14 protein-coding genes, 1 other RNA gene and 1 pseudogene are annotated in these 15056 nt (G+C 62.0%); 3 read left to right on the top strand and 13 right to left on the bottom strand.

What is annotated here, in order from left to right:
• Position 1: 1 nt before the first annotated feature.
• The 4 genes from hflC to NKH98_RS06840 form a co-directional block, all read right to left on the bottom strand.
• Positions 2–958, bottom strand: a complete 957-nt coding sequence (gene hflC / locus NKH98_RS06825) for a protease modulator HflC (protein ID WP_254818932.1) — start codon at positions 956–958, stop codon at positions 2–4.
• Positions 958–2052 carry an FtsH protease activity modulator HflK gene (gene hflK, locus NKH98_RS06830; RefSeq protein ID WP_023676693.1) on the bottom strand — a complete coding sequence of 365 codons (1095 nt, stop codon included), beginning with the start codon at positions 2050–2052 and terminating at the stop codon, positions 958–960. The genes hflC and hflK overlap by 1 nt, the downstream gene beginning before the upstream one ends.
• 161 nt (positions 2053–2213) lie before the next feature.
• Positions 2214–2732, bottom strand: coding sequence for a dihydrofolate reductase (locus tag NKH98_RS06835; RefSeq protein WP_352808214.1), 519 nt, complete (start codon positions 2730–2732; stop codon positions 2214–2216).
• On the bottom strand, positions 2732–3742 hold the full coding sequence (locus tag NKH98_RS06840) for a DUF4424 domain-containing protein (RefSeq protein WP_352897300.1): 1011 nt from the start codon (positions 3740–3742) through the stop codon (positions 2732–2734). Before NKH98_RS06840 ends, NKH98_RS06835 begins: the two co-directional genes overlap by 1 nt.
• Positions 3743–3883: 141 nt before the next feature.
• Between NKH98_RS06840 and cobF the strand changes: the two genes are divergently transcribed.
• Positions 3884–4657 (top strand): precorrin-6A synthase (deacetylating), encoded by a 774-nt coding sequence (gene cobF / locus NKH98_RS06845; RefSeq protein WP_352897302.1) that lies wholly within the window; start codon positions 3884–3886, stop codon positions 4655–4657.
• Between the two features lie 33 nt (positions 4658–4690).
• Here cobF and NKH98_RS06850 read toward each other — a convergent pair whose 3' ends face one another.
• From NKH98_RS06850 to NKH98_RS06875, 6 genes are all read right to left on the bottom strand, one after another.
• A complete protein-coding gene (locus NKH98_RS06850) occupies positions 4691–5032 on the bottom strand; it encodes a winged helix-turn-helix domain-containing protein (RefSeq protein ID WP_023676697.1) in 342 nt (113 codons plus the stop codon).
• Positions 5033–5113: 81 nt separating this feature from the next.
• Positions 5114–6226: a molybdenum ABC transporter ATP-binding protein gene (gene modC, locus NKH98_RS06855; protein WP_352644638.1), complete on the bottom strand. Its 1113-nt coding sequence runs from the start codon at positions 6224–6226 to the stop codon at positions 5114–5116.
• On the bottom strand, positions 6223–6927 hold the full coding sequence (gene modB / locus NKH98_RS06860) for a molybdate ABC transporter permease subunit (RefSeq protein ID WP_254818937.1): 705 nt from the start codon (positions 6925–6927) through the stop codon (positions 6223–6225). The genes modC and modB overlap by 4 nt, the downstream gene beginning before the upstream one ends.
• A 16-nt stretch (positions 6928–6943) precedes the next feature.
• Entirely contained in the window at positions 6944–7735 is a 792-nt protein-coding gene (gene modA / locus NKH98_RS06865) for a molybdate ABC transporter substrate-binding protein (protein ID WP_502894203.1), read from the bottom strand.
• A gap of 282 nt (positions 7736–8017) precedes the next feature.
• Positions 8018–8812 (bottom strand): thymidylate synthase, encoded by a 795-nt coding sequence (locus NKH98_RS06870; RefSeq protein ID WP_352897304.1) that lies wholly within the window; start codon positions 8810–8812, stop codon positions 8018–8020.
• Positions 8813–8925: 113 nt separating this feature from the next.
• The gene (locus tag NKH98_RS06875) at positions 8926–9237 is read right to left on the bottom strand and encodes a DUF2853 family protein (protein WP_254818940.1); all 312 of its coding nucleotides are present in this window, start codon (positions 9235–9237) and stop codon (positions 8926–8928) included.
• 161 nt (positions 9238–9398) lie between these two features.
• Between NKH98_RS06875 and ssrA the strand changes: the two genes are divergently transcribed.
• Positions 9399–9754: a transfer-messenger RNA gene (ssrA, locus tag NKH98_RS06880) on the top strand.
• An 81-nt stretch (positions 9755–9835) separates the two neighbouring features.
• On the opposite strand, the gene NKH98_RS06885 is transcribed toward ssrA, so the two are convergent.
• Positions 9836–11635 (bottom strand): acetolactate synthase 3 large subunit, encoded by a 1800-nt coding sequence (locus NKH98_RS06885; protein ID WP_352897306.1) that lies wholly within the window; start codon positions 11633–11635, stop codon positions 9836–9838.
• Positions 11636–12037: 402 nt separating this feature from the next.
• On the opposite strand from NKH98_RS06885, the gene NKH98_RS06890 reads away from it, so the two are divergent.
• Positions 12038–12778, top strand: a complete 741-nt coding sequence (locus NKH98_RS06890; RefSeq protein ID WP_352897308.1) for an SDR family oxidoreductase — start codon at positions 12038–12040, stop codon at positions 12776–12778.
• 72 nt (positions 12779–12850) lie between these two features.
• Here the strand turns inward: NKH98_RS06890 and NKH98_RS06895 are convergent.
• Positions 12851–13666: pseudogene (locus NKH98_RS06895) on the bottom strand (LysR family transcriptional regulator); the annotation flags it as partial.
• A gap of 101 nt (positions 13667–13767) precedes the next feature.
• Positions 13768–14973 carry a multidrug effflux MFS transporter gene (locus NKH98_RS06900; protein WP_023676705.1) on the bottom strand — a complete coding sequence of 402 codons (1206 nt, stop codon included), beginning with the start codon at positions 14971–14973 and terminating at the stop codon, positions 13768–13770.
• Positions 14974–15056 lie beyond the last annotated feature (83 nt).

A 15056-nucleotide genomic window follows, 5' to 3' on the forward strand; every position in this document is an offset into this window, starting at 1 on the left:
CCTACTGGCCGGTGCTTGGCTGTGCCGCCGGTGCGGCGGGAGCGGCAGGCGGTGGTGCCGCCGGTGCCGCAGGCGTTTCCTTGCTGTTCGGGTCGCGGAAAAAGCGGAAGAACTCGGAATTCGGCGACAGCACCATCGTCGTTCCGGTACTGTTCAGCGCCGTGCCATAGGCATTCATCGACCGATAGAAATCGAAGAAGGCCGGATCGCGCTGATAGGCACCGGCAAACGTGGCACTGCGCTGGGCTTCACCTTCACCACGCAGGATTTCAGACTCTTTTTGCGCTTCGGCGACGATTTCCACCACTTCGCGGTCGGCGCGAGCCCTGATCCGCTGCGCTGCCTCGTTGCCGCGCGCTCTCAGCCGCTCGGCTTCAGCGAGACGTTCGGCCTTCATGCGGTCGAAGGTCTGCTGCGAAACTTCGGCCGTGAGATCGGTGCGGCGGATGCGGACATCCTCGATCTGCAGGCCAAGCGAGGTGGCATCGGGCCTCAGCTGATCGCGCACCTCGCGCATCATCACGGCGCGCTCTTCCGAGAGCGCCGCCTCGAAGTCTCGCAGGCCATAGACGCGGCGCAAGGCGGCGTCGAGACGCGTCCTCAGCCGGGCCTCGGCCAGTTCGATCTGGCCGGAGACCGCGGCGCGGAACACACGCGGGTCCGAGATACGATAGGCGATAAAGGCATCGACCTCATAGAACTTGCCGCCCGAAACCTGGACACGGATGTTGTCGAGGTCGAAGCGCAGCACCCTGTTTTCGATCAGCTGCACGGTGTCGGCATCGAAGAAGGAGAATGGCGCCTTGAAATAGATGCCCGGCTGGTTCTTGACGTCGACGATTTCGCCGAACCTGAGCACCAGCGCCTGCTGGCGCGCATTGACGACGAAGACCGACGAATAGAGCAGGAACAGGATGACCGCGGCGATGACCGCAATGACGGGAAGACGGTTGGCCATCACTGGTTTCCTCCGGTGGCCGGTGCCGGCGCCTTCTGCTGCAATGCCGGCAGCGGCAGGTAGGGAACCACCCCTTGCCCATTGCCCTGCTCGACGATGACCTTGCTCGAATCCTTCAGCACCCTCTCCATCGTCTCCAGGTAGAGCCGCTTGCGCGTCACTTCCGGCGCCTTTGCATATTCGTCATAGACCGAGATGAAGCGCTGCGCCTCGCCTTCGGCCTCCTGCACGACCCGGTTCTTGTAGGCGGCCGCGTCTTCCCGGATCTGCGCGGCCGCACCGCGCGCCTGCCCGAGCTTCTGATTGGAATACTGATTGGCCTGCTCGACGAACTTGTCCTCGTCCTGTTCGGCCCGCTGCACCTCGTCGAACGCGTCTGCCACCTCGCGCGGCGGCGCGGCGTCCTCGATCGAAATTGCGTTGACGTTGAGGCCGGCCTTGTAGCCGTCCAGCGTCGTCTGGATGATCTCACGCACCGACGCCGCAATGCCTTGCCGGTCGTCGCGGAAAATGTCCTGCGCCGGGCGCCGGCCGACCGCTTCGCGCATCGCGCTTTCGGCGACCTGCTGCAGCATGCCGTCCGGGTCGGACACGTCGAACAGATAGGCCTTAGGGTCGGAGACCTGATAGGCCACAGAGAACTGCACATTGACGATGTTCTGGTCGCCGGAAAGCATCAGGCCATTGCCGCTGGAACTGCCGCCGCCGATGCTGACAAGCTGCTCGGCGATGTTGGCGGTCTCGACCGTTTCAATGGGCCACCAATGGAAATGCAGGCCAGGCTGCGAGAGCTCCGCCTTCGGCTTGCCGAACCTGAGCTCGACCGCAACTTCGTCGGGCTGCACGGTGTAGACCGCCTTGAACGCCCATAGCACCACCAGCGCCGCGGCAATCAGCCCGAACACGGCCGGGCTCGCGCCACCGCCGCCCGGCAGCGCGCGCCGCAACCTGTCCTGCCCGCGCCGAATGATATCCTCGAGATCGGGAGGCGAGCCTTGTGGGCCGCTGGGTCCCTTGGGTCCCTGACCCCAAGGCCCCTGATTGTTGCCGCCGCCCCACGGGCCGCCGCCGCCGCTCTTGTCGTTCCAGGGCATGGGTGTCCTTTCGCTTGGAATTCCCTCAAGCGCCGGCTCACCGGCGCAAAATCCAATATTATTCTTCTATAGGGATGCAACGGCACGCTTTCAACGCGATCGGCTGCCGCCACTGTCCGCCTTTTGGGTCCATTTAGACCTGTCGCGACCCTTTGTCGTCTTCAATGCACGTCGCGGCGCCGCTCGTAAACCGAATAGCGTGTCGCATGGCTGTCCTTTTCGCCAGCCGCCAGGTCTTGCGAGCGGACGATCCGCCACAGCGCCGGATCGATCGGCGGGAAATGGGCATCGCCTTCGACCCTGGCTAGAACATGGGTCACGTGCAGCCTATCGGCCAACGGCAGCGCCTGAGCGTAGATCTCCCCGCCGCCGATGACGCAGACCTCGTCGGCGCCGGCCATGCAGCGCCCGCGCACCGTCGCCAGCGCGATCGCGTCCTCGATTGAGTGCGCGACTTCGACGCCCTCGGCGCGCCATGCCCTGTCTCGTGTCACCACGATGTTGAGCCTGCCCGGCAATGGCCGGCCGATGCCTTCATAGGTCTTGCGGCCCATGATGATGGGCTTGCCCATCGTATCGGCCTTGAACCGCTTGAGATCGGTGGAAAGCCGCCACGGCAACCCACCCTCGCGCCCGATCACGCCGTTCTCGGCGATGGCGACATAAATCGCGAGATCCATCAGCCGCCGTTCCCGCCATCGGATGGCTCCAGCAGCAATATGTCGACGTCGTGCTCGGGGTAGAAGTTCTGCGCCTTCATCTCGAACGTCGTCGGTCCGATCTTCCTGACGTTTTCGCCGCAAAACGAGACCAGGTTCTTCGGATCGCCCTTGTCGACGGTCAGCTTGAACGTACCGATGTTTCCCGAGGCCCAGTTGCCGCCCGTGGTCAGGATATAGGCGATGCGGTTCTCGAAATATTTGGGATAGCCGTCGGGATCGTCCTTGGCTGCCTTGCGCACGGCATTCTCGAAGGCATCGTCCATGCAGTAGCGTGTTTTGTAGGCGGCATACTGGCCCTGGAACTGGCCGTCATAGAAGAAGCTGACCGAGGAGGTGCCGCCGACGCTCGGCTTGTAGCGATGCGAGACATGGACCGTCTTGTTGGCCGGAAAGGTCGAGCGCCACCAATAGGTCGAGCGCAATTGCCAGAACGGCGTATAGACGGTCTTCATGCCCGAACCGTCGTCGGCGGTGTCCTCGATGATGATGCCACGATTGACCCAGTCGTCGGTGACCGCTTGCGGCAGCTTTGCCAGCGCTGCCTTGGCCGCATCGCCGAACGGATAGAACGGCACGCCCTGCGCCTTCAGGTCAGCGCCGATGTCGATGCCGAGCGCGAACACCTTCTGCTCGAGCTGCGGCTTTGCCGGCACCCCGTCGATCGTCACTTCGAAGCCGAGGAAATTGTCGCTCTGCGCCTCCGGAATTGCCGGTATTTCTTCGGGGTCGCCTTCGATGTCGGGCATCGGAAAGGCGACGATCGCATTGACATCCTTGTCGGTGTTGTTGCGGAAGACGTAGTCGACCGTCACCTTTTCCGGCGAGATGTAGAGATCCTCGCTTTCCATCGCCACCGCATCGCTGCGCGAAAGGATCAGCCCACCAGTGCCGAGTTCGGCGACCGAATCATTGGCGAGCGCAGGCGTAGCCGAGAGCGCCAAGGCTGCGGTCAAGACGTAACGGAACATGGAAACTCCCCCGGCGAGAATGCCAACAGGACTCTAGCTGTTCAATGTGGCGTTTCAAAGCCTTTCGGCAAATGCGCCGGCGCCTGCCGGCATGTCGTGTCGGTCTAGACACGCCGGTTCCGATCGGGCAGGAGTTCGCCCATGCGCAAGCTTCTCGTCATCGGCATCGGCGCCGGCAATCCGGAGCACATGACGGTCCAGGCCATCAACGGCCTCAATCGGGCCGACGTGCTGTTCATTCCCGACAAGGGCGCCAAGAAGAGCGACCTCGCCGAATTGCGCCACCAGATCTGCGACCGCTTCGTCACTAATCCGAACTCCCGCCGTGTCGAATTCGAGTTGCCGGTGCGCGCCGAACCGGCGCCTTCCTACCGCTCGACCGTCGACGACTGGCACGAAGCGATCGCCGTGATCTACGAAGGCCTGATCCGCGACGAACTCCCCGAAGATGGCTGCGGCGCCTTCCTGATCTGGGGCGATCCATCGCTCTACGACAGCGCGCTGCGCATCCTGGATCGCGTGCGCCTCAGAGGCAATATCGCGTTCGAGCTGGAGGTCATCCCTGGCATCACCGCCATCCAGGCACTCGCCGCCAGTCACAAAATGGCATTGAACCGAATCGGCGACGCCATTTTGATCACCACCGGCCGCCGGCTCACCGAGGAAGGTCTGCCCGAAAACGCCGGCAGCACCATCGTCATGCTGGACGGCAAATGCGCCTTCAACACGCTGGACGACAAGGACGTCACCGTCCACTGGGGCGCCTACCTCGGCACCCCCGACGAGATCGTCATCTCGGGCCGGATTGGCGACGTCGGCGACAAGATCGTGAGCACCCGTGAGGAGGCCCGCCGGAAAAAAGGCTGGATCATGGACACCTATCTGCTGCGCAAGCCGGGCGAGCCGGAGGAGTAGCAGGGATCGAGCGCGGCATGAATTCCGCCGAGCTCACGCTGCGTCGATCTCGGCCTGCAGCGCCTCCATATGCGCCGCCGCTGCTGAAGACGCAGCCCGCTCGATGGCGCGGAAGCGGCTGACCACAGCAAGCCCGACCGACGTCAACTGGGCGCCACCGCCTTTTTTGCCGCCCGTCTGTGCCGCAACCAGCGGCTTACCGAACACCCGGTTCATGTCTTCGACCAGATCCCATGCGTGCTTGTAGGACATCTCCATGCCGCGCGCCGCGGCGGAAATCGAGCCGAAGGCGGCGATCTGTTCCAGAAGCTCGATCTTGCCCGGCCCGATGCGGCCATCCGGATCGAGATTTATCCGCAAACTCAGCGACGGCATTTGCTCCTCTGCGGTCACGCTATTCTACAAGTTCTGCAGCGATACCGCTATTCCCAAACGATATAGCGAATCATCGGCCGTTCACCCATCCGCCTCGGCCGGCATGCCGGCGCCGGTATTCGCCCGGTCGAAGCTCACCGTCTTGACCACGGCGAAGACCTGTCGACCAAGCCGAAGCCCCAGCGTCTGCCGCGACTGTTCGGTGATGCGGGCAAGCACGGTTGCGCCATTGCAGTCGAGGCCGATCTCGACCGTAGGCCCTTCGCCCGGCTCTATCGCCACGATCGTGCCCGGCAATATGTTGAGCGCGCTGAGGCCAACCGGCTGCTCGGTGGCGATCATCACGTCGCGGGCACGGATGCGGACGCGCACCGGCGCACCGACTGGCATTGCCAGAAGCGGCACCCGGATCTCGCCTGCCGCCGAGCCAAGCACGGTCATGCCAAACGCCTCGTCGTGGCGCAGAACCGCGGTATCCAGCACGGCACCGCCCTCGCCCCGCTCTTCGGCCGGCAATAGATCCAGACGCTGCATGATCGCTCCGGTCGGACCGGTAGCGGCGACCTTGCCTTGCATCAGCACCACGACGTCACTCGCCAGCCGCGCCACTTCGGCGATCGAGTGGCTGACATAGACGATCGGAATTTTTGTCTCGTCGCGTAGCCGCTCGATATAAGGCAAGATCTCGGCCTTGCGCGCCTCGTCGAGCGACGCCAGCGGCTCGTCCATCAGCAGCAATTTCGGACTGGCAAGCAGCGCCCGGCCGATTGCCACGCGCTGCTTCTCGCCACCGGAGAGTTTTGCCGGCCGCCGGTCGAGCAGATGACCGATGCCGAGCAATTCGACCACGCCATCGATATCAGCGTAGCGCTCGGCAGCCGGCGTGAACCAACGGCCGTAGCGCAGATTGCTCGCCACGCTCATATGCGGAAACAGCCGCGCATCCTGGAACACCATGCCGATCCGCCGCTTGTGTTTCGGCACGAACAGGCCGGCGTCGCTATCGACCAGCACGCGGCCCTCGGCCGCGATACGGCCTTTGTCGGGGCGGATCAGCCCGGCAATCAAATTTATAAGCGTCGTCTTTCCGGAGCCGGAAGGCCCGAACAGCGCAGTCAGCCGCCCGGCGCTCTCGAAGCGGGCATTGACGGCGAAACCGCCAAGCCGGTGGCTGATGTCGACCTGAACCGTCATTCGATGTCCATCCGCCGGCCGACACGCCGCGCCAGCACTTCCGAGGCCACGAGTGCCGCCATCGATATGACGATCGAGATCAGCGTCAGCCTGAGCGCTCCGGCGTCGCCGCCGGGAACCTGCGTGAAAGTGTAGATAGCCGACGGCAGCGTCTGCGTCTCGTTCGGGATGTTGGAGACGAAGGTGATCGTCGCGCCGAATTCGCCCATCGCCTTGGCGAAGGAGAGGATCGCACCGGCGATCAGGCCGGGCAGGATAAGCGGCAGGGTGATCGTGCCGAATACCCATAGCGGATTGGCGCCGAGCGTGCCGGCGGCCGCCTCGATTTTGCGGTCGACGGCCTCGATAGACAGCCGGATCGCCCGCACCATCAGCGGAAAACCCATTACGCCGCAGGCGAGCGCGGCGCCCGTCCATCGAAAGGAAAAAACGATGCCGAAATGCTCGGCCAGGAAAGCCCCGGCCGGACCGCGCTTGCCGAAAGTCAAAAGCAGCAAATAGCCAGTCACCACCGGCGGCAGGATCAGCGGCAGATGCACCAGACCATTGAGCAGCGTCTTGCCCCAGAACTGGCCGCGGGCGAGCACAAGGGCGATTGCTACGCCCGGCGGCAGGCTGGCGATCATCGCCACGGTCGCCACCTTGATCGACAGCCGGACCGCGTTCCATTCGTCGGGAGTAAGATCCAGCAGCCAGTTCATGCGTCAGCGCGTTGCCCTAATTGCTCGGCGCGAGCACGGTAAAACCTTGCGCCTTAAAGAGTTCGCCAGCCTTGGCGGATTGCAGGCATTTTAGGAATGCCGGGGTATCCTTGCTCTTAGAATCCGCAAGCTGGGCGACTGGATAGATGATTGGCGGATGGGTACCCGCGGGGAAAGTGCCGATCACCTTCACGCCGGGCTCGGCATGCGCATCCGTCGCGTAGACGATGCCGAGTGCTGCCTCGCCGGTCGATACCAGCTTTAGAGCGGCGCGGACATTCTCGGCCTGCGCCACCTTGCCTTCGACGGAAGACCAGACACCGAGCGATTCGAGGGCTGCCTTGCCGTATTTGCCGGCCGGCACCGCCTTGACATCGCCCATGGCAAGTTTGCCGTCACCGACGAGCCCGGCAAGAGCGAACCCCTTTTCAATCCTGGTCTCGACCTTGGAATCCCGCGGCGCGACCAGCACGATCTGGTTACCGAGCAGTTTCACTTCGGTTTCGGGCTTGGTCAGCTTCCTGTCGGAAAGATATTTCATCCAGTCGAGATCGGCCGAGATGAACACGTCTGCCGGCGCGCCGCTTTCGATCTGCCTGGCCAGCGCCGAGCTCGCCGCGTAGGAAATGGTTGCCACCTCGCCGACGTCGGCCTCGCAGGCTTTGTTGACGGCGTCGAGCCCTTCCTTGAGGCTCGCCGCAGCAAACACGACCACCTTGTCATCGGCATAGGCCGCCGGCACCACGACCATCAGCATGGCGGCGAGACCGACTTTGGCAATCGTCGTCGAACCCTTGCGCGTCAGCATGAAACTCTCCTCGTCCCGGATCGCCCGAAGCCGTCTATCGATATATCCATGTGAACATAACAAGGAAAGCTTCTTTACCGCCCACGGTCTTCTGGGCTGAGGTTTTCGTAGCCTGCGATAATCTTCGTTGGATACAGCGGTATCGAGGCCGAAGGAAATATTGCATAAAAACAGCGACCAGGGATTGCGTCAGGTCGACGTCGGCCGATCAAGTAGAATGCTGACAAAGCCCAAGGGCGTAGCCGCAGTAGGCAATTTCGATATGGACGGTCAGCTATGGTGCTAGACCGCGATCGGCGCCTTGATCGTCGCGTCGGCGAAATAGTTGTCGAGCCGGAAATCCTCGAAGCGGAAGGCAAAGAGATCGTTCACCTCGGGGTTTATCCATAGCGTCGGCAACGCCTTGGGCGTGCGCCGCAATTGCTCGAACGCCTGCTCGAAATGGTTCGAGTAAAGATGCGCATCGCCGAGCGTGTGGATGAAATCGCCGGGTTTCAATCCGGTCACCTGCGCCACCATCAGCGTCAGCAACGCATAGGAAGCGATGTTGAACGGCACACCGAGAAAGATATCGCCCGAACGCTGGTAGAGCTGGCAGGAAAGCTTGCCTTCCGAAACATAGAACTGGAACAGGCAGTGGCAGGGCGGCAACGCCATGGCCTCCACCTCGGCCGGGTTCCACGCCGAAACGATCAGCCGCCGCGAAGTAGGATTTTTGCGTATCTCCTTCAGAAGATTCGCAATCTGGTCGATCACGCCGCCATGGCCGTCCGGCCACGACCGCCACTGTTTGCCATAGACCGGACCAAGATCGCCGTTCTCGTCGGCCCACTCATCCCAGATCGAGACGCCGTGATCGTTGAGATATTTGATGTTGGTGTCGCCGGCCAGGAACCACAAAAGCTCGTGGACAATCGACTTCAGGTGCAGCTTCTTGGTGGTGGTGACCGGAAAGCCGCGGGCCAGGTCGAAGCGCATCTGGTAGCCGAATACCGAGCGCGTTCCGGTGCCGGTACGGTCGCCGCGATCAGTGCCGTTTTCCAGCACATGCTTCAGAAGATCGAGATACTGGCGCATCTGCTCCGGTCCGATTCGGGTTGTCAGCCATCATAGCCGAATGACCGTCGGCCGAACACAGCAAAGCGAGACGATTCCAGCAGAAGCCTCACCAGCATCAGCGGCGAGGTTGCTCAGAGCGAGCCGAGCATGCCCAGATCCCTGGCGACAAGGTAATAGAACGTCACCCGGCTCTTGCTGTTGTCGGCCGCCATCGCCTTGCAGGCCTTTTCGATAGCCGCATCTGCCTTGGCGCCGTCGGTGACGCCGAGCTTGCCGGCGACCCAGCTGTTCCTGACGCGCTTCAGTTCCTCCGGGTCGGTGCAGGACACCAGCGAGGAATCGCGGTTCCTGAGCGCGATGCCCAGATGTTTGACGATCTTGGCGACCGCGTCGGCATCCGCCGCCGCATCATATTTCTTTACGTCTGCAAGATAATCGGCCATCGAATTTCCCCTCGTCGGCGCCACGGGATCCGGTTGATGAGGATTGTGGCGCGCTGCCGCAAGTATGCGCTAGGTCTCCTCACCGCCACAAAGCTTCGGTTGAGACCGGCTACAAGTCAACCCTTCATGATCCACGTTGGCACCGACGAAAGTGGCATTCCGGCCTTTCATTTTCCACCGCCAGTCCCTATATTCGCTTCGTCGGCGCGACCGACTATGGCGATAAACAGGCGATGAAATAAGCCGTTCGGACCCGGGGGCGGTACCCGGCGCCTCCACCAAAAACCGCTGCTCAGGAGCGGCTTTTGCTGGGGGCGAAATAGGATCGACGAAGGTGTAAAGATCGTACTTTTGCCCGGCATTGTACCACCGTTATCGGGCTAAACTTATAGTTGCCAACGACAACTATGCGGAAGCACGTCTCGCCGCGTAAGCGGTGCGATAGCTTCAATTCAAGCCCTAGTGGTTCGCACTTCTAGGCGGGGTTCGGAGGTACCTGGCAACAGAAACCTCCATTCTCCCTTTTTGATTATGTGCAGCTGCAGGCTCGTCGGCGGCTTTTTTTATGCGCCCTGACAGACCCAAGGCGCCGCAGCGTTTATACCAATCCCTGGCTGACCGCATCGATCGCACCGGCGAATGTTTCACCTGTGGCCGCGTCGTCGGGCAACAGCATTTCATTGTGCCCCCTGCCAGTCCGGATCATCGGAAAACAATTGGCGAGCTTGGCAACACGACAGTCAAGGAGCACCGGCCCGCCCACATCGATCATCTCCTGTATCGCATCGTCAAGGTCGGCTGGTTTGTCGCAGCGCAGGCCGACCGCTCCGAACGCCTCGGCCAATTTGACAAAATCGGGCAAGGCCTCGGAATAGGAATGCGCGAGGCGGTTGCCGTGAAGAATTTGCTGCCACTGGCGAACCATGCCCATATATCCGTTGTTCAGAATGAAGATCTTGATCGGCGCGTCGTACTGGACTGCCGTCGACATCTCTTTCATGGTCATCTGAACCGATGCGTCGCCGGCAATATCGATGACAAGGCTGTCTGGATGTGCGATCTGCACGCCCAGCGCCGCCGGCAGGCCGTAGCCCATCGTCCCGAGGCCGCCCGAACTCATCCAGCGGTTCGGCTTTTCCAAGCCGTAGAATTGGGCCGCCCACATCTGATGCTGGCCCACTTCAGTGGTGATGTATGTGTCGCGATCCTTCGTCAGCGCGTAGAGACGCTCCACCGCATATTGCGGCATGATCACATCCTTGTTCATCTCATAGGAGAATGAATTGCGTGCGCGCCAGCCGGCGATCCTTCTCCACCAGTCCTGGAGGCGGCCTCCATCCGGTTTCTGAGGCAATGCGCGCCATAGACGAACCATGTCATCCAGAACATTGCCGACATCGCCTTGTATGCCGATATCGACGTGGACGTTCTTGTTGATCGAGGACGGATCTATGTCGATATGGATCTTGCTGGAGTTCGGCGAAAAAGCGTCCACACGCGAGGTCACGCGGTCATCGAAGCGCGCGCCAACACAGATCATGACGTCGCAATCGTGCATCGCCATGTTGGCCTCATAGGAACCATGCAGACCGACCATCTTGAGCCAGTTCTTGCCGGAGGCGGGGTAAGCTCCAAGGCCCATCAGCGTCGAGGTGACCGGAAAGTCGGTCAGTTGAACCAGCTCCCGGAGCAACCTCGATGCTTCCGGGCCGGAATTGACGATGCCGCCGCCGGCATAAATAACGGGACGGCTGGCATTGGCCATCAATTCTATCGCCTGGCCGATCTTGCCGATATCGCCCTGCAGCTTCGGTTGATAGTTCTTCAGCGCGACAACGTCCGAAGGCGGCGTGTACATTCCGGACGCAAACAGAACGTCCTTCGGCATGTCGACGAGAACAGGCCCCGGCCGCCCCGACCGGGCGATGTGGAATGCCCCATGGATCGCTGACGCCAGGTCATTGACGTCTTTGACCAAAGAGTTGTGCTTGGTGCAGGATCGCGTGATGCCAATCGTGTCACATTCCTGAAACGCATCGGAGCCGATCAATGTTGTCGGCACTTGTCCGGACAGACAGACGATCGGCACTGAATCCATCAGTGCGTCCTGCAGGGGCGTCACGGCATTTGTCGTGCCTGGGCCTGACGTGACCAGCATCACGCCGACCTTGCCTGTGGACCGGGCATAACCCTCGGCGGCATGGCCGGCGCCCTGTTCGTGGCGCACAAGGATATGCTTGATGTCGTCCTGCTGGAATATCTCGTCATAGATCGGCAATATGGCCGCGCCGGGATAGCCGAAAATATGCTCCACACCATTGTCTTTGAGTGCGCGGAGAACGATCTCCGCTCCTGTCATGCGGTTGCTCGTATGCCGAATGGAATTATCGCCTGTCATGGTTCTGTCCCGTAGCGTGATGAGGATGGGTTGACGGGGCGTCGCCGAATTCGGGCGCAAGAGGAATTTCGGGCATAAAAAAAGGCCCCGTCAGGAGCCTGTTTGTCGCGCACGGGTGGCTGTCGCCGGATGGTTACACCATCCTGCCCGTGCGCTTTCCTACCACTGCAAGAACCGTTGCGATTTTCATGATGATCGCTGCTACACAGAAAATCGTGGATCGTCAACGTCTCAGGCTGAGGCGTCTCAGGCTGAGGCGAAAGCCCAAGGGCTTCCCATCATCGGAACCTCCGATGGCAGCATTCGTATCTTCCCGTTTCCCTTCTCTCATGCCTTTGCGGGACAAGGCCTCAATTTCTCGCCGCGTGTGGTCATGCCCGGCGAGCTACTGATGGAGACAAGATGAACCAGGAAACCACACCAAAACACGAACGCATCCTGATCGTTGGCGGCAGTTCCGGCATGGGGCTTTCGCTGGCCGAACAGCGGCTTGCCGCCGGCGCTAAGGTTACGATCGTCGGCCGCTCCCAGGACCGGTTGTCGGCCGCACGGCAGCGCTTGCCTCACCCGGAAAGGCTGAGGACGATCGCAGCCGACGTCACAAGTGAGGACGAGGTCCGACGCCTGTTCCAGGATGTCGGTACGCTCGACCACATCGTCTCGACCGCCGCCGACGTCACCGGCGTCTATGTATTGCTTCCCGAGATGGACATCTCGTTGGCGCGGAAAGTGATGGATTCCAAGGTCGTCGGACCGCTTCTTCTTGCCAAGCATGGCGCGCCTCGTCTGACGCCCAGGGGATCGATCACGCTGACCTCGGGAATCGCCGCCTATCGTCCGGCGGCGAAAGGCTCGGTGGTGGCAGCCGTTAATGGGGCCCTTGGCTCACTCGCCTACGCACTTGCCGTCGAACTGGCGCCGATCCGCGTCAACGTCGTCTCGCCGGGCTGGGTCGACACGCCGATTTGGGATGCCGTCGCCGGCAGCGGAAAGACGGCTGCGCTGGACGGCATGGCAAAGCGCCTGCTCGTCGGCAGGATCGGGCAGGCAGCCGACATTGCCCAGGCCATCACGTCCCTCATGCATAACGGCTTCATCACCGGAACTGTGCTTCATGTCGATGGTGGCCAGCGGCTGGTCTAGCGATGGCCAAATTTCGCGAACCATTGCGAGGAACAGCCGCAGCACCGGCGCTTGAATGCGCCGGTGGCGCCATACCATGGTGACCGGCGTCACCGGGCTGCTTCCGACCCAAGGCAGCACGACGATACTGGCGTCGGCCGCGGAAGCCACGAGACGAGGAACCAGCGCGCATCCAAGACCGGCTGCAACAAGGCCCCGTATCGCACCCATGCTGGCGAACTCGCCGACGAGTTTTGGACGGTCAGGCAATGTTGCGGCAAACGTTTCGTCGAACATCCGCCTATAGACGCAACCGGGCTGGGTGACGAGGAAGGCCTCGTCAGCCAGCTCGTCGGACGTTATGGCAGAATATCCGGCCAACCGGTGATTTGCCGGCATTATGACGACGAGCTCTTCCTCGGCTATCTGTTCGCTTCGCAGCTCCGGCGCCGCCGCCGGGACGGCTCCGAAATGGAACGATACGTCCAGCGCCCCGCTTGTCACGCCGGCACGCAACCCACTGCTATCGTTCGCCCTGAGGTCCAGTTCCACATCGGGATGACGCCGATGGAATTCCCCCAGCAAAGCCGGCAAGCGTGTCGAGCAAAGCGTCTCCAGGCCGCCGACCGTCAGACGACCGGCAACCGTACCGCTCGCGTCGGCGACAGCGGAACGGGCTTCGTCCGCAAGGTCGAGGAGATCGTTTGCGTAGTCCAGCAGGCGCTGTCCTGCCGCCGTCAGCTTCAAGCCACGCCGTGACCTGTCGAACAGCGACGTGCCCAGATCGGCTTCCAGCGCCTGGATCTGTTCGGTCACGCTCGATTGGGCAAGATGAACCCGCTCGGAGGCGCGCGTGATGTTCAAGGTGGTGGCGACCGCCACGAAGGTCTTGAGATGTCGAAGCTGCATGTCTTGAACCCGTCATATAGGCATAGGCTGCTTTGAACCGGGACCGCAAACGTGAAAAGGCCGGGAACATCGCCCGGCCTTTTTGTCTCGACAGGTGAAGCTTACTCCGCCGGCGCTTCCGCAACGTCCCGGCTGCGGCCGAGCGTTATCTTGGCCAGTGTGAAGGAGATCGCCGCGCACAGCGTGATGCCCGCCACCATCGGCAGCGGCGTGCCGTCGAAAAACACGCCGGCGACGCCCATGGCGACCGCGCCGATGGCGAAGTGCAGCGTGCCCATCAGCGCCGAAGCGGTGCCGGCGATCTCGCCATGCTCTTCCATGGCCAGCACCGAAGTCGTCGGGATGACCAGGCCGAGAAAGCCGTAGCCGATGAACAGCAGCGCCGCCATTACGTCGAGCCGGTCGACACCCGATGCCATCACCGCGAACAGCACCACCATCGTCGTCGCATAGCCGGTCACCGCGACGCGCACCACGCGCTGCAGCCCGAACCGCTCCGACAGCAACCCGGTCAGCTGCGACATGCCGATGAAGGCAACCGCATTGATCGAGAAGAACACGCTGTAAACCGAAGGGGACAGGCCATAATGGTCGATCAGGATGAAGGACGAGCTCGACAGATAGACAAAAAAGCTCGCAATGCCGAAGCCGGCGATGGCCGTCAGGCCAAGGAAGTTGCGGTCGCCCATCAGGAAGCGATAGCCGGAAAGTGCCGTCCCGAAGGACGAACCGGCGCGCTCTTCGACCGGCCGCGTCTCCTTGAGAGAGGTCGCCAGCAGGATGGTGGCCAGCACGGCCGCGCCCGTCACCGTCCAGAACACGGCCCGCCAGCCGAAGTTCTCGATGATCTGGCTACCGGTCAGCGGCGCCAGGATCGGCGAGACCGAAAACACCAGCATCAGCAGCGACATCAACTTGGCGGCCTCGGTGCCGGTATGCAGGTCGCGCACGATCGCGCGCGGTACGGCCATGCCGGCGCTGGCGCCGAGCCCTTGCAGGAAGCGGAAGGCGATCAGCCATTCGATCGAGGGAGCCAGCGCCGAGCCGACGCCGCCGACCATGAACAGCGCCAGGCCGCCGTAGAGCGGCAGCTTGCGGCCGACCATGTCGGAGATCGGTCCGACGACGATCTGGCCGAAGCCCATGGAAAGAAAGAAGATCAGCAGGCTCATCTGCACCGCGGCAGTGCCGGCATGCAGATCCTCGCCGATTGACGGCAGGGCTGGAAGATACATGTCGATGGCAAACGGGCCGATCGCGGACAATAGGCCGAGCACGACCGCAATGCGGAGGAATTTGGCGTTCATGATAGCAGGCTCTTTCGAATTCTGGTTGCCGCCGAGGACCGGCGCGTAACCCTAGGACGTTCCATCCCATGGAGTTCCGACTC

It is taken from the genome of Mesorhizobium sp. M0833 (genome assembly GCF_040319905.1).
Classification (GTDB): Bacteria; Pseudomonadota; Alphaproteobacteria; order Rhizobiales; family Rhizobiaceae; genus Mesorhizobium.